Raw genomic sequence first — 20142 nt, 5'->3', positions numbered from 1 at the left:
ACGGCTTCGTTTTCATGATCAAGCGCTGGCTTCCCTGGATCATCAAGGGCGGAATCTCCGTTGGCCTGATCACCTGGGTCCTCTCGAAGGTCGATCTGCCGTCAGCTTGGGCCAAGGCCAAGGCCATCGACCCGCAACTGGCCGGCTTGGCCGTGGTGTTTATGCTGGTGCAGATCGGTCTGGGCGGCGTGCGGTGGGGTCTGGTGCTGCGATCGCTGGACGCGGTGTTCGGCTGGACCAAGACCATCAGCGTCTTTTATATCGGTGTGTTCTTTTCGATCGTACTGCCGGGCGCCGTCGGCGGCGACGCCGTCCGCATGTGGTTCGCCCGCAAGGGCGGGCTGTCGCTGGCCACCGCCATCAATTCGGTGATGCTGGAACGCGCCGTCACCGTGTTCTCGCTGGTCCTGCTGGTGTGCCTGACCCAGCCGATCTTAATGTCGCGCGTCCCCAATCTGCCGGGCGGCACCATGTTCCCGGTACTGCTGGCGGTGTGCGTGATCGGCATCTTGGTGCTGGCCTCGTTGGACAAGCTGCCGGAATCGCTGCATCGCTGGCGGCTGGTGCGCGGGCTGGTCCATCTGGCCAGCGACACCCGCAAGCTGTTCTTCCATCCGGGCTGGAGCCTGACCTGCGTGCTGGTCGGCCTGGCCGGCAACGCCAACATCTCGCTGGTGGTCTACATGCTGGCGGAAGGCCTGGGCATGGATGTCCACGTGCTGGATTGCCTGGTGCTGGTGCCGCCGGTGCTGCTGGTCATGACCTTGCCGATCTCGATCGCCGGCTGGGGCCTGCGCGAGACGGCCATGGTCACCGCCTTCGGCTTCGTCGGAATCGCCGGCGACGAGGCGCTGGTGCTGTCGATCTTGTTCGGCATCCTCACCATGCTGACGGCTCTGCCCGGCGGGCTGGTATTCCTGTTGTCGGGCGGACGCAGGATCGAGGCCGAGGAGTTGGCCGACGAAGCCGCCGCCACCGACGAAGATCCCGGCGTGCGCAGCCCCGCCCCACCCTTGCCGTAACAATCCGGATCCGCCATGGCCGACCTTGCCCGCTACACCAGCTTCACCTCGATCGACTTCGAGGGCAACATGGGGGCGGTGCTGCGCCATTTGCGGCGTTATCTCGACGATCCGGCCCTGACCAACCCGTTCTGGCAGCGCTTCGAGCAGCGCCTGAGCCAGGCCGAGGCCGCCGAACGCCCGCTGGCCGACAAGCTGCTGCTGCTGCATTCCCACGTCTATTACATGGTCGAATTGTTCGAGGACCATGACGACGAAGCCGCCCTGGCGGCCCTGCGCCTGCTCGAGGAAGAGTGTTTCTAAGCCTCTTTTCTTCCCCGCCAGGATCGCTACATTGGGAAGACCCTTTTCTCGCCCAATGCAAGGATTCCTGCCCATGAAGATCAGCTTCGCCAAGCCGCAACTGCCGTCCGAAGGCGCCCTGGTGGTCGGTGTCCTGGAAGGCAAGGGGCTGACCGGCTCGGCCAAGGCGATCGACGATCTGGCCGCCGGCGGCATCGCCCGTGCCGTCGCCGCCGCCAAGTTCACCGGCAAGAAGGACCAGACCCTGACCATCCTGGCGCCCGCCGACAGCGGACTGGGCCGGGTGGTGCTGGTCGGCCTGGGCAAGGCTGAATCCATCGATTCCCAAGCCGCGCAATCCTTTGGCGGCACCGGCCTGGCCGCCGTGCTGACCTCGGGCGACCCCAACCTGGCGATTGCCTGCGACGACATCCCCGGCCTCAAGATGTCGCCCGAATCCTTCGCCGCCCAGGCGGCCTTCGGAGCGCGCCTGCGCGGCTATCGCTTCGGCAAGTACTTCACCAAGGAAAAGAAGGACGACAAGCCGTCCATCAAGAAGGTGACGGTGCTGACCGCCGCGTCGGGCGCCAAGGCCGCTTTCGCCCCCATGGACGCGCTGGCCGACGGCGTGTTCCTGACCCGCGACGTGGTGTCCGAGCCGGCCAACGTCATCCACCCCGAAAGCCTGGCCGACGAATGCCGCAAGCTGTCCGCCCTGGGCGTCGAGGTCGAGGTGCTGGGCGAGAAGCAGATGAGGAAGCTGGGCATGGGGGCGCTGTTGGGCGTCGGCCAAGGCTCGGACCGCGAAAGCCAGCTGGTGGTGATGCGCTGGCAGGGCGCCAAGGATGCCACCGCCGCCCCGCTGGCCTTGATCGGCAAGGGGGTGTGCTTCGATTCCGGCGGCATCTCGATCAAGCCGGCCGGCGGCATGGAAGAAATGAAGTGGGACATGGCCGGCGCCGGCGCGGTGATCGGCGCCATGAAGGCGCTGGCTGGGCGCAAGGCCAAGGCTAACGTCGTCGGCATCGTCGGTCTGGTTGAGAACATGCCGTCGGGCACTGCCCAGCGGCCGGGCGACGTGGTGACTTCGATGTCAGGCCAGACCATCGAGGTGATCAACACCGACGCCGAGGGCCGCCTGGTCCTGTGCGATGCCCTGTGGTACGCCAAGGAACGCTTCAAGCCCGCGGCGATGATCGACCTCGCCACCCTGACCGGGGCGATCATCATCGCGCTGGGCAACGAATATGCCGGCCTGTTCGCCAGCCAGGACAAGCTGGCCGAGCGCATCACCGCCGCCGGCGGCAAGGTGGGCGAGCCGGTGTGGCGCCTGCCGCTGGGCGATGCCTATGACAAGCAGCTGAAGTCCGACATCGCCGACATGAAGAATGTCGGCGGCCGCGAGGGCGGCTCGATCACCGCCGCCCAGTTCCTCAAGCGCTTCGTCGCCGACACCCCCTGGGCCCATATCGACATCGCCGGCACCGCCTGGACCAAGAAGGACAGCGCCACCTGCCCCAAGGGTGCCTCGGCCTTCGGGGTGCGGTTGCTCGACCAATTGGTGGCCGACCATTACGAAGACAAATAGGTGAGGATCGCTTTCGCGGCGACGGCGCCCGCCGCCGCCGCACACGTTCGGGCGGCGGCGAAGACCGAGATTTTCGCCGCCGCCCAACCCTTCACCATCACCGTGAAGACCTCTGACGATTCCCGCCTGGACGGCGCCCGTCTGGCGCCGCTGCTGGCCGGCTGTCCGTCACCCGTCGCCATCGATCTGGACCTTGCCCCCGACCAGGCGGCCGGGTTCGCCTTTGGGCTGCGGCTTCGCGCGGCGCCGCAACTGACCAAGTACCGCACCCGCCCCGACGAAACAGCCCCCCTGCCCCATCCCAACCATGTCGTGGTCGTCACCGCCGACCCCGCCGCCGCCCAGGCCGAGTTCGACCGCCTGGAAGCGGTGGCGCGCGGCGTGTTGCTGGCCCGCGATCTGGTGACCGAACCCGGCAACATGCTGGCGCCGGAGCCATTGACCGAGCGCGCCCGCCTGCTGGAGGCCCTGGGCGTCACCGTCGAAGTGCTGGAGCCCCAGGCCCACGGACTGAACCTGCTGGCCGCCGTCGGCCGCGCCGGCCACCAACCGCCCCGGCTGGTGGTGCTGCGCTGGCCCGGCGACGGCCGCGACGCCAAGCCGCTGGTGCTGGTCGGCAAGGCCATCACCTTCGATGCCGGCGGCATTTCCATCAAGCCGGCCCAGGGCATGGAAGAGATGAAGGGCGACATGGCCGGCGCGGCGGCGGTGCTGGGCGCCATCGCCGCCATCGCCGGACGCAAAGACCCGGTTCCGGTGGTCGGCGTGCTGGCGGTGGCCGAGAACATGCCGGGCAGCAACGCGCTTCGGCCCGGCGACGTCATCACCTCGCACAAGGGCCTGACCGTCGAGGTGGTCGACACCGACGCCGAGGGCCGATTGGTGCTGGCCGACGCGCTGTCATGGGCGGCGGCCAATCTGAACCCCGGCCTGATGGTCGATGCCGCCACCCTGACCGGGGCAGTGGTCCGGGTGCTGGGGCTTCATCATGCCGGCCTCTATACCGCCAGCGACCGGCTGGCCCGGAAGCTGGTGGAGCTGGGCCGGCGCGAGGCCGAGCCTTTGTGGCGGCTGCCGCTGTCGGCGGCCTGCGACGAGCACCTGAAATCCGACATCGCCGATTGGAAGAATTGCGGCTGGGGCGCGCTGCCCGACAATGACGACGCCGCCCGCTTCCTGCAGAAATTCGTGCCGCCCGGTCTGGCCTGGGCCCATCTGGACATCGCCGGCACCTCGGAAACGCCCGAGGACGCGGACTATTCCCCCAGGGGCGCGACCGGCTTCGGCGTGCGGCTGTTCGCCGCCCTGGCGCAGGATTACTTGCAGACCTTGTAGTCGCCGCGCACCTCGTTCTGGATGGTCTCGGCCTGGACGGTGAAGGCGTTCCAACCCTTCTTGGTGACGTCCTTCAACAGCTTCTCGATATTGCCGCAATAGGCGATGCCCAGCGGATAATGGCGGTAATAGGTCACCAGACGGCCGTCGAAATAGGTCATCACCTCAAGGGCCTTGGTCTTGAACTCGCGTTCGAACATCTTCTTGCGCTTGGCGGTCTGCTGGGCGAAGCGGGTGCCGACATTGGCGTCGAAATCCTTCCACATCTTGGCGGTGCCGGGATTGTATTCGTCGCAGCGATTGCCGGATTCGCGCAGGAAGATGCCGTGCCGGACCAGTTGCTCGGTCTTGATCTCGGCTTCCGACAGGCAGCGCTTGACCTTGACCTGGGCCAGGACCGGCTGGGCCGAGAAAACCATGATGGCGAGAAGAACAAGAATGCGGATCATCGCCCCAGTATGACCCCAGCCGGGTTTTGGCGAAAGGCCTTGACCGCGCGCCAGCCCAGCAGCACCGCCAATACCAGGGCGTAGATCAAGGGCTCGCGGATATCGGCCTTGACCATCATCCAGAAATGAACCACGCCCAGGCAGCCGGCCGGATAGACCAATTTATGCAGCATCCGCCAGCGCTTGCCGCCCATCCAGCGCACCATGGCATCGGTCGAGGTCGCCGCCAGCGGCACCAGCAGCACGAAACAGATCATGCCCAGCGTGATGTAGCGCCGCTTGAGCACGTCCTTCCATAAGGTCTGCCAGTCGAAGAACAGGTCGAGCCCGATATAGGAGGCCATGTGCAGGCAGACATAGAAGAAGGCGTAAAGCCCCAGCATGCGGCGCAATCGGGCCAAGGGCGCCCAATGGGTCCATTGGCGCACCGGCGTCACCGCCAGGGCGATCAGCAGGAAGCGCAAGGCCCAGTCACCCAGGAAGCGGTTGACGGTCTCGATGGGGTTGACCCCCAGATCGTCCAGCCAGAAGCGGCCGGCCAGCCAGGCCACGGGCAGCAGACCGAGGGCGAACACCAAGGGTTTGAAGGGCGCTTTCATCAGAAATTGGCCTTGAGGTCCATGCCGGCATAAAGCCCGGCCACCTGATCGCCATAGCCGTTGAACATCAAGGTGTCGCGGCGGCGGAACTCGCCGATGCGCCGCTCGGTCGCCTGGCTCCAGCGCGGATGATCGACCGCCGGGTTGACGTTCGAATAAAAACCATATTCGCGCGGGTTGGCCTTCATCCAGCTCGAGCGCGGCTGCGTCTCGGTGAAGCGGATGGCGACAATCGACTTGATGGATTTGAAGCCGTATTTCCACGGCACCACCAGCCGCAGCGGCGCGCCGTTCTGGGCCGGCAATTCGGCGCCGTACAGGCCGACCGCCAGCAGGGTCAGGGGATGCATCGCCTCGTCCAGCCGCAAGCCCTCGACATAGGGCCAGTCCAGCACGCGCGAGCGGATGCCGGGCATCTGCTCGGGGTCGGCCAGGGTGGTGAAGTGAACGTACTTGGCCTTGAGGGTGGGTTCGAACCGGGCCAGCACCGCGCCCAGCGGCACGCCCAGCCACGGGATGACCATCGACCAGCCCTCGACGCAGCGCATCCGATAGATGCGTTCCTCCAGCCGGTGCGGCTTGACGATGTCGTCCAGCGCCAACCGGCCGGGCTTGGCGCATTCGCCCTCGACCACCACCTCCCACGGCCTGACCTTCAAGCGCCCGGGGGCGTTCCGCGCCGGCTCGTCCTTGTCGGTGCCGAATTCATAGAAATTGTTGTAGGTGGTGACCGCCTCGAGGGGGGTCGGCTTCTCGCCGGCCGGGGCCTCGCCCTTCTGATAGCCGGCCAGATTCAAGGCCAGCGCCGGGCCGGGCAGCAGCGACGCCGCGCCAGCCGCCAGGAACAGCCGGCGGTTCAGATAGGCACGGTGATCGGTGACCTGGGATTCCTTAAGGCCGGGGCGGCGGATCAGCATCGGGCGAACTCCATCGGACTGGTGTGAAGATGGGTTCGCCCGCGCCGGAAAAAAGGTTACGCCCCGGCGGCGACGTTCACCACCACCCGACCGCGGATGTCGCCCTTCAGGATCCGCGCGCCCAGTTCGGGCAGGTCGGCCAGCTTGGCCTCGGTGGTCAGTTGGTCCAGCAGGGTCAAGGGCATCTCGGCGGCCAGGCGGGACCAGGCGGCCAGGCGCCGGGCCGTCGGGCACTGGGCGCTGTCGATGCCCAAGAGATTGATTCCGCGCAGCAGGAAGGGCAGTACGGTGGTCGCCAGCTCGATTCCGCCGGCATTGCCGCACGACGCCACCGGCGCCCGCATCTTCATGCCGGCCAGCACGGCGGCCAGGGTCGGGCCGCCGACACTGTCGACGCAAGCCGCCCAGCGTTCGGCCAGCAGCGGCTTGGCGGCGCCGCCCGACAGCTCGGCGCGGTCGATCAGGGTGGTGGCGCCCAAACCCTTCAGATAATCGTGCTGGCTGGCCCGCCCGGTCGAGGCCGCCACGTGATAGCCCTTGCGGGCCAGCAACACGGTAGCGACGCTGCCCAGGCCGCCGGCGGCGCCGGTCACCAGCACCTCGCCGTCAACCTCGGGTGACAGGCCGTGATCTTCCAGGGCCATGATCGCCAGCATGGCGGTCAGTCCGGCGGTGCCCAGCGCCATGGCCTGGCGGGTGGACAGACCGTCGGGCAGCGGCACCAGCCATTCGGCCTTGACCCGGGCTTTCTGGCCATAGCCGCCCCAATGGATCTCGCCGACCCGCCAGCCGGTCAGCACCACCTTGTCGCCCGGCTGATAGGCCGGATTGTCCGACGTCTCGACGATGCCGGCGAAATCGATGCCGGGGATGTGCGGATAGGTCCGCACCAATCGGCCCAATCCGCCCAGGATCAGGCCGTCCTTATAGTTCAGCGTGCTCCATTCCACCCGCACGGTGACGTCGCCGGCCGGCAGGTCGGCATCGGCGAGACGGCGGATCGACGGCGTCACCTTGCCGTCGGTTTCATGCAGCATCAGGGCGGTGAAGTCGCTCAACGTCTGTCTCCTCGTGCGGAAGGGGCACCTTGTGGTCATACCAGATTTCCAGGCCACAGCCCAGACTGCCGGTGGATTCCATACCGCAAGAGGAATACTCTACGCCGACTTCAACGCTTGCGGGGGGCAGGCCGTGCATCCTTTCCAACAAACCTCGAACACCGGCCCGGTGCTGCGTCTGGCCCTGGTCAACGCGCTGCTGAACTTGGTGACGCTGACCCTGTGGCGCTTCTGGGGCAAGACCCGGGTGCGCCGCCATTTGTGGTCGACCACCCTGGCCTTCGGCGATCCGCTGACCTATACCGGCACCGGGCGGGAATTGTTCGTCGGCTTCCTGCTGGTGCTGCTGTTCGTCTTCCTGCCCATGGCGGTGGCCTATGGCCTGCTGCAGATGATCGTGTTGACCCAGCCGGCCGTGGCCGGGCTCGGCTTCGCAGGCCTTTACGCCCTGGGCGTGTTCCTGCTGGGGGCCGGCCTGTACCGAGCCAAGCGCTACCAATTGTCGCGCACCCGCTGGCGCGGCATCGCCTGCGGCCTGGATGGCGATTCCTGGCGCTATGGCCTGCTGTTCCTGGCTTCCGGCGTGTGCAGCGTGCTTTCCCTGGGCCTGGCCGTGCCATGGTTCCAGGCCAAGTTGGCCCGCGCCATGATGTCCAACACCCGCATCGGCGACACCCGGCTGGAGTGCACATTGCGCGCGGGGCCGTTGTACAAGCGTTTCCTGGTGCTGATGGCCTGCTTCGTGCTGGCGCTGCCGCTGCCGATCTTTCTGGTCGTGGCGGCTGTCGGCGCGGCCCAGATGAGCGGCGCCGATCCGGCCGCCCAGGCCAGCGGAATAACGTTTCTCGCCATGATCTTGCTGCTGGTGCTGATGGCCTTCCCCATCGCCTGGTACCGGGCCGGCTTTTATCGCCACCTGGCCCAATCGACCAGCCTGACCGGCCAGGCCTTTTCCTTCCCGGTCGGCTCGTGGGGCCTGATCGGGCTGTTCCTGGGCAATTTCGCCCTGATCATCTTGTCGTTCGGCATCCTGGCGCCGCTGACCGGATTGCGCCTCTTCCGCTTCGCCGCCGCCCATCTGGAGATCGCGGGCGAGCCCGACTTCGCCCGCATCACCCGGTCCGACGCGGCCGCAGCCGGCTCGGCCGAAGGCATCGTCGAGGTGTTCGACGGAATCGGCGCCTTTTGATGCGCGGGCGCTTTTGCGACGGCCGCGTCGCCCTGGCCCACGAGGTCCGGGTCGAAATCGGCGAGCGCGTCCTGACCATCGCCGCCCTGGACGGCTCGGCGCTGGCCCACTGGCCGCTGGCCGAGATCGAAAGAGACGGCGCCGCTTTCCTATGCGCCGACGCCACCTTGACCATCGACGATCCCGAGGACTTGAGCCGCCGCCTTCCCCGCCCGTCCCGCCGGACAGACAAGCCCTGGCGGCTGGTGGCCCTGTTGGCGGCGGCCCCGGCCCTGATCGTCCTGATCTGGCTGGCGATTCCGCCCCTGGCCCGATTTGCCGCCCGCCATGTGCCGATGGAAGCCGAGATCGCTATGGGCGATTCCCTCCATTTCCAGATCCTCAAGGCCTGGCCGGCCTGCACCGGCCCCGAGGGCGGCGCCGCCTTGTGGTCCCTGACCAGCCGGGTCAACGGATCGGATCAAACAAGGCCGCGCCGGGTGATGGTGGTCGATTCGCCGATGGTCAACGCCATCACCCTGCCGGGCGGAACCATTCTTATCCTGCGCGGCCTGGTGGACAAGCTCGACACGCCAGAGCAACTGGCCGGGGTGCTGGCCCATGAGATCGGCCATGTCCGGCGCCGCGACGCGCTGGCCGCCTCGGTTCGGGCCATCGGAGTCGGCGCCCTGGCCGCCATCGTGGTCGGCGACGCCTCGGGCATCGTGGGAACCGCCGCCGGTTCGCTGCTGGGCTTCACCTATTCCCGCGACGACGAGACCGAGGCCGACGCCCAAGCCCTGGCCCTGCTGAACCGGGCCGACATCGACCCCATCGGCATGGCCCGCACCTTCGAGATGCTGGAAAAGATCGAGGGGAACGTGCCGGAATTCCTGTCGTCCCATCCGGATTCGTCGGCCCGGGCCGCCGCCTTCCTGGCCGATCGCCAGGCCGGGCGCGCCTACCGCCCGGCGCTCGGCCCCGCCCAGTGGCAAGCGCTGAAGGGGATGTGCGGCGGGCAAAAGTGAACCGATTCCACTGTTCTGCTTCGTTCGTATAGATTACTATACTTTGGAAGCAGCGATTTGTGCGTAATGCCGGCATCTCCACTCCCGTATCCCAGGAGATTCCCTTTAGGCCGGGCCGCCGCTTGATCAGCGTAAGCAGGGCCGGCTGCCAATCCCCCCATCAGGCGGCCGGCTTGCTTTCGACATTGCCCAGGCTTGCAGGCTCGAGGAAAAATTCGCCTCAGCCTCTCTCTTGCCGTCACCCCCGCGCAGGTGGGGGTCCATCGTGGGGCGAGATGACGACCTTGCCGGAAGATATCGAGTGGCGGAGGCATGGATTCCCGCCGGCGCGGGAATGACGTTCTTTTCTCGAGCCGGCTAAATCCGCTCGGACAGCCAGATGGCGATCCGGCAGCCGGTCTTGATGGCCGTGGACAGGAGCGGATAGCCGGGCGCCTGCTCGGCCTCGTTAGCCAGGCCGATATCGCGGTGCTCCAGTTCCTCGGCGCGGAACTGTTCGATGGTCGCCTTCAGCGGCGCCTCGTCCTCGCCCAACTGCGCCGCCTGTTCGGCGTAATGGGCATCAATGGTCTCCTCGACCGCCACCGTGCAGGCCATGGCGGCCCGGTCGCCCAACAGCGCGGTGCCGGCGCCCAGGACGAAGCCGGCGACATGCCACAACGGCGCCAGCACGGTCGGCCGGGTGCGGCGCTCGCCGATCAGCCGGTTGAAGGTGTCGAGGTGATGCTGTTCCTGCGCCGCCATATGGGCCAGAAGCGGACCGTGACGGCCCTTGCCCAGAACCGCCCGCTGGCCCTGATAGATGCGCACCGCCCCCAACTCGCCGGCCTGGTTGACCCGCAGGAAGCGGTCGATCAGCTGGTCCTTGGTGGGATCGCCGGGAATACGCCGTTCCGCCGTCTTCATCGTCCATCCTTTCGCCGCAGCAGCGCCGCCAGCACCATCAAGCCCAGCCCCGCCGAGAACGGCACGTTCAGCGCCGCCATGGTGATGCCGTGCCATTGCCAGGCCGGCTCGTCGCACTGGGCCTCGGCGGGTTTGCTCATCATCGCCGCCAGGTCGGTGACGTCGAGCGCCTGGCCGGCCGAGCCGGAACAAGACGACGCCCACCATTTCTGTTCGACGCCGACGTGATAAACGGCGATGCCGGAATTGACCAGGAAGGTCAGAACCACCAGCGGCATCACCCATCGCCCCAGGCGCGGCAAGGCCAGCACCAGCCCTGCGGCCAGACCGGCCAGGACGAATGGCACCCGTTGCACCAGGCACAACACGCACGGTTTCAGGCCGAAACCGTATTCGGCAGTCAGGGCGAAAGCCAAAGCGGCGACTGAAACCGCCAGGACGAACAGGGGAAGACGGGCAGCATTTTTCATGGCGGCGACCATAGCAAAGGCGGCTGGTCTTGACCACACTCGCCGGTCCATGGACAATCGCCGCCATGGACCTAGACACCCTGAAAGCCGGCGGCAAAGCGGCGCTGGCCCGCGCCCTGGCCGAGATCGAGCGCCACCCCGACGCCCCCGAAACCGTGGCGCTGCTTGACCAGGCCTACCAGGCGCCCACCGCCCATGTGGTCGGCATGACCGGGCCGCCCGGCGTCGGCAAATCGACCCTGATGAACGCCCTGATCGGCGGCTGGCGCAAATCCGGCCGCCGCGTCGCCTGCATCGCCGTCGATCCGTCGTCGCGCCGTTCGGGCGGAGCGCTTCTGGGCGACCGCACGCGGCTGTCCACCGACCCCGAGGATCAGGGCATCTTCGTTCGCTCGATGGCGGCGCGCGACCGGCTGGGCGGCCTGGCCGGGCTGACGGTGTCGGCGATGGTGCTGATGCGCGCCCTTTACGACATCGTGCTGATCGAGACCGTCGGCGTCGGCCAAAGCGAGACCGACGTGGCTGGCGTCGCCGATACCGTGCTGTTCTGCGTCCAGCCGGGATCGGGCGATTCGCTGCAATTCATGAAGGCCGGCATCGCCGAAATCCCCCATGTGGTGGTGGTCACCAAGGCCGACATGGAGCAGGCGGCACAACGTGCCCGCTCGGATGTGCTGGGCGCGCTGTCGCTGGGCGGCGCCGATGGGGCCGACGGCTGGACCGTGCCAGTGCTGATGGTATCGTCGCTGCGCCAGGACGGCCTGGACCAGTTGATCGCCGCCATCGACGACCATCGGGCCTTCCTGGAGGGAAGCGGCCGTCTGGTCGATGCCCGCCACGGCCAGGCCGCGCTTTGGCTGTGCGAGGCGGTCCGCGAACGCTGGGGCCGCGAGGGAATCCGCCGGGCCGGCGACCTGAGCCTGCCGCCGGGGGAATCTCCGTTCTCGCGACTGGCGACCGTCAACACTCGCCTTGGCTGTGCGTAAATCGCCCGGTTGTTGACATTCCCATCCGTTGGGCAGAGCATCCACACAAAGGATACGGGAGAATTGCAAGGTGACGGCTTCCATGCCGGCCATGACGACGACGGCTATGCTGGACCATGAGCTTCTCGAGCTCGTGTCGTCGCTTGTCTGCCTGTTGAAGAACGGCAAGATCGATTTCGTCAACCATGCTGGCGCCCGCATGCTGGGGCTGAACAGCCAGGCCGAGGCGATCGGCACCCAATTCGAGGATTTCGTCGTCTCGGACTACCGCTTCCTGATGGAAGCGGGATGGGAGCTGCTGGCCGAGGAAGAATTCCTGCCGCTGAAGCTTTTGCGCGTGGACGGCACCGCCTTCGAGGCCGAGCTGCGGGTGCGCAGGGCCCAGCCGACCAGCGACATCTTCCTTTTGGAAGTGCGCGACATCTCGAAATTCGTCAAATCGGCCGAGGCCCTGCGCGAGCGCGAGGAGCGGCTGCAAGGCGTTCTGGCCTCGGTGGCGGAAGGCATCGTCACCATCAACGATTCCGGCCGGATCGAATCGGCCAACCCGGCCGCCGACCGGATGTTCGGCTATGCGCGCGGCAAGCTGGTCGGGGCCGATCTGGTCACCTTGCTGCCCGAGGCCGACCGCGAGCGCCATCACCGTTTCTTCGACGCCTACATGGCCGGCCTGTTCCCGACCCTGATGGGCCGTCAGGTCGAAGGGCTGGGCCAGCGCGCCGACGGCACGAGCTTCCCGATGGAAATCTCGGTCAGCGAGTTGCGCCACGGCCGCCACCGCCTGTTCACCGCCATCCTGCGCGACATTTCCGAGCGCAAGGAAAACGAGGAACGCATCCGCCGGCTGGCCCACCATGACAGCCTGACCGGCCTGCCCAACCGCAATTTGTTGAACGACCGCATGCGCCACGCCTTGGCGCGCGCCCAGCGCAACAAGTCGCGCATGGCGCTGCTTTATGTCGATCTCGACAAGTTCAAGCCGATCAACGACACGCTGGGCCACGAGGCCGGCGACGAGGTGCTGCGCGAGGTGGCCGAGCGTTTGAATCGCTGCGTGCGGTCGTCGGACACGGTGTCGCGCGTCGGCGGCGACGAGTTCGTGGTGCTGCTGGAAACCGTCGCCCGGCCCAACGAGGCGGCGCTGGTGGCGCGCAAGATCATCGATTCCCTGGCCAAGCCCATCGATTACAAGGGCAATATCTGCCAGGTCGGCGCCTCGATCGGCGGCGCCGTCTATCCCGACGACGGCGAAACCATGGACGAGATCAGCAAGGCCGCCGACATCGCCATGTACCGGGTCAAGCATGCCGGCCGCAACGATTTCCGCTTCTACTCGGAAATCGCCGAAAGCGAGCTGGATTAAGTTATTCGGCTTCCGGCAGCACCACCCAGCCGGGCACGGAATAGGACAGGGCCTGGCCGGCGCAGCTCAGCGCCTTACCGGCCCGCACCGCTTCCAGCCGCAACAAGGCCAGCCCGACATTGCCTTGCGCGCTGCGCATCTCGCCGGCATCGGACTCGCCGGCCGTCACCGGGGTTCCCGGCGCAGGCGCCGCGCCCTCGAACGACACCGGCAGCAGGCGCTTCCTGACCAGACCGCGATAGCGGGTCCGGGCCGTCAGTTCCTGGCCCATATAGCAGCCCTTGTCGAAATCGACGCCGTTCAGCTCCCAGAAGCCGTTTTCCAGCAAGATGCCCTTTTCCACCTCGATGTCGCGGCCGCCGTCGGGCAGGCCCAGCCGAATGCGCGCCTGGTCCCAGGCGGCGAAGGCCGCTTCGCTCAGGCCGGCGGCCACCAGGGCGGACGGGTCGGCGGCGACAATGCGCGCACCGGCATCGGCCAGACGGGGATCGACATAGGTCGCCCCCTTGGCGGCACCGGCGGTCGGCGCAAGCCCCAGCGCGGCCAGGGCACCGTCACCGAAGGCGGCGAACACCGAAAGCCCGCCATCCAACTCGACCGTCACCTTCGAGCGTAATTTGTACATCGACAGCTTCTTCTTGAAGGCCTCGGCGCGGTCTGCTTCCACATCGATCAGGAAGCGGTCGCCTTCCTCGCAGATGAACAGGTCCCACAGGAACTTGCCCTGCGGCGTCAGGAAGGCCGACCAGATCGCCTGCGCGGCGCTGACCTTGTTGATGTCGTTCGAGATCAATCCCTGCAGGAAGGTGCGGCGGTCCTCGCCTGCGACGACCACGACGGAACGGGGCAGACGGGTGAAGCTGGCGGCCATGCGATATCCTTCGGGGGATTGTTTTGTCGGTGCCCGCAAAAGGTGGGGCAACCAGCCCGTCTTGGCAAGACCCGACCGTGCGTCTTATAACAGGGCACGATGCATATCACCCTGGTCGACGATTCCATTCCCTTCGATGGCTACACCGCCTCGGCCCGCCCGCTGGGCGGGGCCGAAAAGGCGTTCGCCGCCCTGCCCGGCGCCCTGTCCCGGCGCGGCCACACCGTCGCGGTCTATAATCGCTGCCGCTGGAGCATGTTCATCGAAGGCGCCCAATGGGAAACCTTCGAGGGCAGGAAGCCGCTGACCACCGACGCCCTGATCGCATTCAGGAAGCCGGCCCTGCTGGAATTCGTCAGGCAGGCCCGCAAACGGGTGCTGTGGCACACCATTCCCGGCCGCTTCCTTGACCGCAAGGACACCCGGGCGATGCTGGACAACCACAAGCCGCTGGTGCTGCTGTGTTCCGAATCCCAGGCCATCGACTGGAAGGCGCGAGGCCTGGCGGTCGGCCTGCTGCCGCCGGCCTTGAAGTCCGATTTCCTGAACCAAGCCCAGGTCGAGTTGGCCGAAGTGCCGCGTGCCATCGTCACCTCGCATCCCAGTCACGGCTTGGACTGGCTGGTGGATCTGTGGGTCGAGCGCATCCATCCGGCGGTGCCCACGGCCGAGTTGCACATCCATTCCATGGCGCTGGCGGCAGCCGCCGAAGGTGGCGGCATCGAGCCGGCGCTGGAATTCCTGGCCGCCAAGGTGTTCGCCGCCTCGGCCCAGAACGTCCGGGTCGAACGGCCGCAGGGCGACCATTTGATGGCCCAGGCCTTCCAGCAGGCCTGGCTGCACCTGTATCCCGGCCATCCCGACGATTCCACCGCCTTTACCTTGATGGAAAGCCAGGCGGCCGGCTGCCCGGCGGTGATCCGCCCGCTGGGCGCCGCACCCGAGCGGGTGGCTGACGGCCGCTCGGCCTATGTCGCCCCCGATTCCGACGCCTTCGCCAATCTGGCCTCCACCATCCTGGGCAATCCGTCGGTGCGCGCCTCGCTGTCGGCCGAGGCCCGCGCCCTTTACGGCGGCCGCACCTGGGACGCGGCGGCCGAGCGGCTGGAGGCATTCCTGGCATGACCCGCCTGCTGCAAGCCATGGCCGGCGCCGAGCATGGCGGCGCCGAAGCCTTCTTCGAGCGTCTGACCCTGGCCCTGCAACGGGCCGGCATCGACCAGCACGTCCTGATCCGCACCAATCCCCGCCGCGCCGCCTTGCTGCGGGCCGGCGGCGTAACGGTGACCGAACTGGGCTTCGGCGGCCGCCTGGATCTGGCCACCCATTGGGGCTTTCGCCGCGCCGTCAGCCAGTTCAAACCGACCATCGCGCTGACCTGGATGAATCGCGCCACCCGTTTCTGCCCGCGCGGCGATTTCGTCCATGTCGGCCGGCTGGGCGGCTATTACGACCTGAAATATTACCGCCAGTGCGGCCACCTGATCGGCAACACCCCCGACATCCGCAATTGGATGGTGGATCAGGGCTGGCCGGAATCGCGGGCGCACTATGTCCCCAACTTCGTCGCCTGCGACAGCGCGCCGCCGGCACCGCGCAAGGCCTTCTCGACGCCCGACGGCGCGCCCCTGGTGTTCGCCCTGGGCCGCCTGCACGCCAACAAGGCCTTCGATGTGCTGTTGAAGGCGATGGTCGAGGTCCACGACACCTATCTGTGGATCGCCGGCGACGGCCCGCTGATGGGCGAGCTGGAACGCCAGGCCCAGCATCTGGGCATCCTGCCGCGCGTACGTTTCCTGGGCTGGCGCGACGACGTCGCCGCCTTGCATGCCGCCGCCGACCTGTTCGTCTGCCCGTCGCGGCACGAGCCTTTGGGCAACGTCGTCATCGAGGCGTGGGCGCAAGGAAAGCCGGTGGCCGCCTCTGCCTCGCAAGGCCCCAGCCAATTGATCGAGGACGGCCAGACCGGCCTGTTGTCGCCGGTTGACGATGCCGCCGCCCTGGCCGCCTCGATCCGCCGCCTGCTGGCCGAGCCGGGCCTGGCCGCCCGGTTGGGTGCCGCCGGCCGCGCCGCCTATCAGGCGCACTTCACCGAAGAGGTGGTGGTCGCCCGTTATCTCGATTTCTTCCGCCAGGTCGCCGGCTGATGTGCGGCCTGGCCGGCATCGTCACCGCCAACGGCCAGGCGCCCGAGCCGGCCCTGCTGGACCGGCTGCAGGCCGCCCTGGCCCATCGCGGCCCCGACGGATCGGGACGGCGTATCCTGGGCAATGTCGGCCTGGTGCAGACGCGGCTGTCGATCATCGACCTGGAAGGCGGACGCCAGCCGATCATCGACGGCCACGGCCGCGCCATCGTCGCCAATGGCGAGGTCTATAATTACATCGAACTGCGCCAGGGATTGGCGGGCCAGACCTTCGCCACCGGCTCGGACTGCGAGCCGCCGCTGCACCTTTACGGACAGGACGGCGAAAGCTTCACCGACCAGTTGCGCGGCATGTACGCCATCGCCATCGACGACCCGACCACCGGCCGGGTGGTGCTGGCCCGCGACCCGTTCGGCATCAAGCCGCTTTACCTGGCCGAGGGCCCGTGGGGCGTGGCCTTCGCCTCCGAGGCCCAGGCGCTGATCGCCGCCGGGCTGGTCGCACCGGCCGTCGATTCGAAGGCCCGGGCCGAATTGCTGCAATTGCAGTTCACCTGCGGCGCCGACACCATCTTCCCCGGCATCCGCCGGCTGGCTCCGGGCGAGCGGGTGGTGATCGAGGCCGGGCGCGTGGTGTCGTCCCACGCCGCCCCCTGCCTGCCCGCCGGCCGGATCAAGCCCGAAGGCGAGGCGCAATTGCTGGACCAGTTGAACCGGGTGCTGGTCGAGGCGGTCGAACTGCACCAAAGGTCCGACGTGCCCTATGGCATGTTCCTGTCGGGCGGCATCGATTCCTCGGTGCTGCTGGCCTTGATGTCGCGGCTGAACCCGCGCCCGGTCCTGGCCTTCACCGCCGGCTTTCCCGGCACCGCCGCCCGCGACGAGCGCGAGCATGCCCGCCTGCTGGCCAAGGCGGTCGGCGCCACCCATGTCGAGGTCGAGTTCACCGAGGCCGATTTCTGGTCGCTGTTGCCGCAGGTGGCGGCGGCGATGGACGACCCGGCCGCCGATTATGCCTGTCTGCCGACCTTCAAGCTGGCGGCCGAGGCCCGCCGCCACGTCAAGGTCATCTTGTCCGGCGAGGGCGGCGACGAATTGTTCGGCGGCTATGGCCGTTATCGCGGCGCCATGCGGCCGTGGCCCTTGACCCGGCCGATGCGGCGCAAGGGCACCTTCGACGGGCTGAGCATCTTGCGGCCCGGCATCGCCGATGGCTGGCGCGATCGTTTCGCCGCCTGCGAACGCACCATGGACACGGGCGGGCGCAGCCGGTTGCAGGTGGCCCAGGCCATCGATTGCGCCGACTGGCTGCCCAACGATTTGCTGATCAAGGCCGACCGCTGCCTGATGGCCAACGCCATCGAGGGCCGCGTGCCGTTCCTGGACCGCAAGGTGGCCGAGTTCGCCTTCGCCCTGCCCGACCGCTGGAAGGTCGAGAAGGGCCTGGGCAAATGGCTGCTGCGCCGCTGGCTGGACCGCGCCCTGCCCGAGGCCAAGCCCTTCTCGCCCAAGCGCGGCTTCACCGTGCCGGTGGGCGAATGGATGGCGGCCCAGCCGCACCTGGCCGAATTGATGGCCTCCGACCCAGCCACCGCCGAGATCGCCGCCCCCGACGCGGTGCGATCGCTGTTCACCGCTGCGTCGCCCAAGACCGCCATGGCCCGCTGGACCTTGCTGTTCCACGCTTTGTGGCACCGCCGCCATATCCGGGGATTGGTGCCACAGGGTGGGGTGATGGAGTGTTTGGCTCAGCGTTGATCCAGGCGGAACTCGATGCGGCGGTTGCGGGCCAGGGCGACCTCGCCGGGGCCGTTGTCGAGGGGCTGGAACTCGCCGAAGCCGGCGGCGGCCAGGCGCTCGGGGGCGATGCCTTCCGCCACCAGGGCGCGGACCACGCCAATGGCCCGCGCCGTCGATAATTCCCAATTGGACGGAAAACGGTCGCTGGTGATCGGGCGGCGGTCGGTGTGGCCGTCGATGCGCAGCACCCAATTGATATCCTTGGGCATCTGGCGGGTGATGTCCTTCAAGGTGGCGGCCAGTTTGCGCACCTCACCCTGACCGCGATCGCCCAGCGCGTCGGAACCGGTATCGAACAGCAGCTCGGACTGGAAGATGAAGCGGTCGCCCTCGACCCGGATGCCGGGACGGTCGCCCAGCACCTTGCGCAGGCGGCCGAAGAATTCCGACCGGTATTTCTGCAATTCCTCGACCTTGGCGGCCAGGGCCGCGTTCAGCCGCTTGCCGAGATCGGCGATCTGCACCTTCTGATCGCGATCGCGGGCGTCGGACGCATCAAGGGCGGCGGCGATGCGGGCCAGATCCTGGCGCAAGACGTCAAGCTGGCGGTTCAACAGCGCCGCCTGGGCCCGCGCTTCCTCGGAAACACGGCGCTCGTCGGCGGCCCGCATCCGGCTTTCGCCCAAGGCGGCGTCAAGGGCGCCGATCTTTCCTTCCAGTTCCGCCTTCAAGGCTTCCAGGGCGGCGATGTCGTGGGACAGAAGGGCGGCCTTCTCGGCCTGGGCGTCGCGCTCGGCCTGAGTGGACTTCAGGTCCTCGGTCAGGCGGGCCAGGTCGGCCCGCAACTGGGCAGATGCCCCCTTTTCCAGCGACAATTGATCGACCAGGGCGGCCAGTTCGCGGCCCAGGCTGCCGATCACCTGATTGCGGTTGGAAAGCGCCTGGCCCAGGAAGAACTGGGCGACCAGGAACACCAGCAGCACGAACACCACCACCATCACCAGCGAGGCGAGGGCATCGACGAAGCCGGGCCAGATGTCGGGCGAGCGGCGGACGCGGCGGGCGGCCATTACGATTTCATCCCCGGCTCGGCCTGGGCGACGGCGGCGATGGTGCGGGCCAGCAGGCGGAATTCCTGACGCAGTTCGCCCACCAATTCGGTCCGGGTCGCCTTGGTCTCGGCGGCGACCACCTGCAGGTGATTGTCGATGCTGCGCAGATGGCCCAGGCTGGCCTCGTCGATGCCGCTGCCGGCCGGCTGGTCGACAAGGCGGGCCAGCACCTGGCGCAGCTCGACCTGACCCTCGCCGACCTTCAGCATCAGCGATTGCTCGACCCGCATATGGTCGGCCAGCACCGACAGCTTATCGACCAGGGCGGTCAGACCGACCGCCGAGGATTGGCGGTTTTCCTCGGACCGGACGATCAGCCGCTGCAGGCTGTCCAGGCTGTCGGCGGTCTGTTCCAGCAAGGCCTGCAGATAGGCTGGCGCGCTGGCCCCTTCGAGCGAGGGGGCCGCCCCCAGCCGGGTCTGGGCCGACAGCCATTCCTCGAGCTCGTTGTAGAAGGTGTTCTGGGCGCGGCCGGCCTGCAGATCCAGGAAACCCAGCACCAGCGAACCGGCCAGGCCGATCATCGAGGTCGAGAAAGCCGTTCCCATGCCGGCCAGCGGCAGTTCCAGCCTGGTCTTCAAGGACTCGAACATCGCGGCCGGGTCCTGGCCCGACACGTCCATCGCCCGGATCACCTCGCCGACCGAGCCGATGGTCTGCGACAGTCCCCAGAAGGTGCCCAGCAATCCCAGAAAGATCAGCAGCCCGACCATGTAGCGGGCCAGTTCGCGGCTTTCGTCCAGGCGGGCGGCGATGGAATCCAACAGCGAGCGCAAGGCCATCGCCGACAGGCTGATCCGCTCGTGGCGCTCGCCCAGCATCGAGGCCATTGGCGCCAGCAGCCGCAATCGCCCCGATGCGGCCGGCTGGCCGCGCTGCCACCCCTCGACCCAGGCTGCTTCCGGCCCCAGCATGGCGACCTGGCGCAAGTTCAGGCCGATTCCGATCAGCAAGACGCCGAAGATCAAGCCGTTAAGCGCCGGATTGTAGGAAAAAGCGATCACGATGCCCGGCCACAGCATGGCGGCAACGCCCGCCACCAGGGCCAGAAAGATCATCATGCGCGCAAGATAGGATTTTGGACGGGTCATCGTCGGGGCCT

General features: G+C 67.5%; 20 protein-coding genes. 11 read left to right on the top strand and 9 right to left on the bottom strand.

The genetic code is table 11. The features are described from left to right. Nucleotides 1-14: 14 nt before the first annotated feature. The 4 genes from A6A05_RS09070 (at nt 15) to A6A05_RS09055 (ending at nt 4227) form a co-directional block, all read left to right on the top strand. Nucleotides 15-1022, top strand: a complete 1008-nt coding sequence (locus A6A05_RS09070; protein ID WP_068499594.1) for a lysylphosphatidylglycerol synthase transmembrane domain-containing protein — start codon at nt 15-17, stop codon at nt 1020-1022. A gap of 15 nt (nt 1023-1037) precedes the next feature. Continuing rightward, complete coding sequence (gene cowN / locus A6A05_RS09065; RefSeq protein ID WP_068499591.1) at nt 1038-1325, top strand: N(2)-fixation sustaining protein CowN; 288 nt, start codon at nt 1038-1040, stop codon at nt 1323-1325. Nucleotides 1326-1398: 73 nt separating this feature from the next. Beyond that, the gene (locus A6A05_RS09060) at nt 1399-2892 is read left to right on the top strand and encodes a leucyl aminopeptidase (protein WP_068499628.1); all 1494 of its coding nucleotides are present in this window, start codon (nt 1399-1401) and stop codon (nt 2890-2892) included. Next, complete coding sequence (locus A6A05_RS09055) at nt 2893-4227, top strand: leucyl aminopeptidase family protein (protein ID WP_068499589.1); 1335 nt, start codon at nt 2893-2895, stop codon at nt 4225-4227. Here the strand turns inward: A6A05_RS09055 and A6A05_RS09050 are convergent. The 4 genes from A6A05_RS09050 to A6A05_RS09035 are packed head-to-tail and all read right to left on the bottom strand — an operon-like array spanning nt 4209 to nt 7289. Then, on the bottom strand, nt 4209-4676 hold the full coding sequence (locus A6A05_RS09050; protein WP_068499587.1) for a hypothetical protein: 468 nt from the start codon (nt 4674-4676) through the stop codon (nt 4209-4211). The genes A6A05_RS09055 and A6A05_RS09050 overlap by 19 nt on opposite strands. Next, entirely contained in the window at nt 4673-5275 is a 603-nt protein-coding gene (locus A6A05_RS09045; protein ID WP_068499584.1) for a protein-methionine-sulfoxide reductase heme-binding subunit MsrQ, read from the bottom strand. The genes A6A05_RS09050 and A6A05_RS09045 overlap by 4 nt, the downstream gene beginning before the upstream one ends. Next, nucleotides 5275-6192 carry a protein-methionine-sulfoxide reductase catalytic subunit MsrP gene (msrP, locus tag A6A05_RS09040; protein WP_068499581.1) on the bottom strand — a complete coding sequence of 306 codons (918 nt, stop codon included), beginning with the start codon at nt 6190-6192 and terminating at the stop codon, nt 5275-5277. The genes A6A05_RS09045 and msrP overlap by 1 nt, the downstream gene beginning before the upstream one ends. A 56-nt stretch (nt 6193-6248) precedes the next feature. Further along, nucleotides 6249-7289, bottom strand: coding sequence for an MDR family oxidoreductase (locus A6A05_RS09035; RefSeq protein ID WP_172822247.1), 1041 nt, complete (start codon nt 7287-7289; stop codon nt 6249-6251). 94 nt (nt 7290-7383) lie between these two features. On the opposite strand from A6A05_RS09035, the gene A6A05_RS09030 reads away from it, so the two are divergent. Continuing rightward, nucleotides 7384-8439: a DUF898 family protein gene (locus A6A05_RS09030; RefSeq protein ID WP_172822245.1), complete on the top strand. Its 1056-nt coding sequence runs from the start codon at nt 7384-7386 to the stop codon at nt 8437-8439. Then, nucleotides 8439-9446, top strand: coding sequence for a M48 family metallopeptidase (locus A6A05_RS09025; RefSeq protein ID WP_068499577.1), 1008 nt, complete (start codon nt 8439-8441; stop codon nt 9444-9446). The genes A6A05_RS09030 and A6A05_RS09025 overlap by 1 nt, the downstream gene beginning before the upstream one ends. Before the next feature lie 357 nt (nt 9447-9803). Here A6A05_RS09025 and A6A05_RS09020 read toward each other — a convergent pair whose 3' ends face one another. Together A6A05_RS09020 and A6A05_RS09015 are read right to left on the bottom strand one after the other, a co-directional pair. After that, complete coding sequence (locus A6A05_RS09020; protein ID WP_068499576.1) at nt 9804-10352, bottom strand: demethoxyubiquinone hydroxylase family protein; 549 nt, start codon at nt 10350-10352, stop codon at nt 9804-9806. After that, the gene (locus A6A05_RS09015) at nt 10349-10822 is read right to left on the bottom strand and encodes a disulfide bond formation protein B (protein WP_068499623.1); all 474 of its coding nucleotides are present in this window, start codon (nt 10820-10822) and stop codon (nt 10349-10351) included. The genes A6A05_RS09020 and A6A05_RS09015 overlap by 4 nt, the downstream gene beginning before the upstream one ends. Nucleotides 10823-10887: 65 nt before the next feature. On the opposite strand from A6A05_RS09015, the gene meaB reads away from it, so the two are divergent. Next, nucleotides 10888-11808 carry a methylmalonyl Co-A mutase-associated GTPase MeaB gene (meaB, locus tag A6A05_RS09010; protein ID WP_068499574.1) on the top strand — a complete coding sequence of 307 codons (921 nt, stop codon included), beginning with the start codon at nt 10888-10890 and terminating at the stop codon, nt 11806-11808. 82 nt (nt 11809-11890) lie between these two features. After that, nucleotides 11891-13171 (top strand): diguanylate cyclase domain-containing protein, encoded by a 1281-nt coding sequence (locus A6A05_RS09005; protein ID WP_068499572.1) that lies wholly within the window; start codon nt 11891-11893, stop codon nt 13169-13171. Nucleotide 13172: 1 nt separating this feature from the next. On the opposite strand, the gene ygfZ is transcribed toward A6A05_RS09005, so the two are convergent. Continuing rightward, nucleotides 13173-14042 (bottom strand): CAF17-like 4Fe-4S cluster assembly/insertion protein YgfZ, encoded by an 870-nt coding sequence (gene ygfZ / locus A6A05_RS09000; protein WP_068499569.1) that lies wholly within the window; start codon nt 14040-14042, stop codon nt 13173-13175. Nucleotides 14043-14141: 99 nt separating this feature from the next. Between ygfZ and A6A05_RS08995 the strand changes: the two genes are divergently transcribed. Genes A6A05_RS08995 through asnB form a run of 3 tightly spaced genes read left to right on the top strand, consistent with a single transcriptional unit; the run spans nt 14142 to nt 17946 of the window. Further along, complete coding sequence (locus tag A6A05_RS08995) at nt 14142-15167, top strand: glycosyltransferase (protein ID WP_068499567.1); 1026 nt, start codon at nt 14142-14144, stop codon at nt 15165-15167. After that, the gene (locus tag A6A05_RS08990; protein WP_068499565.1) at nt 15164-16189 is read left to right on the top strand and encodes a glycosyltransferase; all 1026 of its coding nucleotides are present in this window, start codon (nt 15164-15166) and stop codon (nt 16187-16189) included. The genes A6A05_RS08995 and A6A05_RS08990 overlap by 4 nt, the downstream gene beginning before the upstream one ends. After that, a complete protein-coding gene (asnB, locus tag A6A05_RS08985) occupies nt 16189-17946 on the top strand; it encodes an asparagine synthase (glutamine-hydrolyzing) (protein WP_068499564.1) in 1758 nt (585 codons plus the stop codon). The genes A6A05_RS08990 and asnB overlap by 1 nt, the downstream gene beginning before the upstream one ends. Here the strand turns inward: asnB and A6A05_RS08980 are convergent. Together A6A05_RS08980 and A6A05_RS08975 are read right to left on the bottom strand one after the other, a co-directional pair. Continuing rightward, nucleotides 17937-18998: a peptidoglycan -binding protein gene (locus A6A05_RS08980; protein WP_068499562.1), complete on the bottom strand. Its 1062-nt coding sequence runs from the start codon at nt 18996-18998 to the stop codon at nt 17937-17939. The two genes, asnB and A6A05_RS08980, sit on opposite strands and share 10 nt — an antisense overlap. Further along, nucleotides 18998-20131, bottom strand: coding sequence for a flagellar motor protein MotA (locus A6A05_RS08975; RefSeq protein WP_068499622.1), 1134 nt, complete (start codon nt 20129-20131; stop codon nt 18998-19000). Before A6A05_RS08975 ends, A6A05_RS08980 begins: the two co-directional genes overlap by 1 nt. Between the last annotated feature and the right edge of the window lie 11 nt (nt 20132-20142).

Origin of the sequence: Magnetospirillum moscoviense (genome assembly GCF_001650635.1) — a bacterium.
In the GTDB taxonomy this organism is placed as follows: Bacteria; Pseudomonadota; Alphaproteobacteria; order Rhodospirillales; family Magnetospirillaceae; genus Magnetospirillum; species Magnetospirillum moscoviense.
The sequence above is the reverse complement of the archived record's forward strand: the minus strand, read 5'-3'. Positions and strand labels throughout refer to the sequence as shown.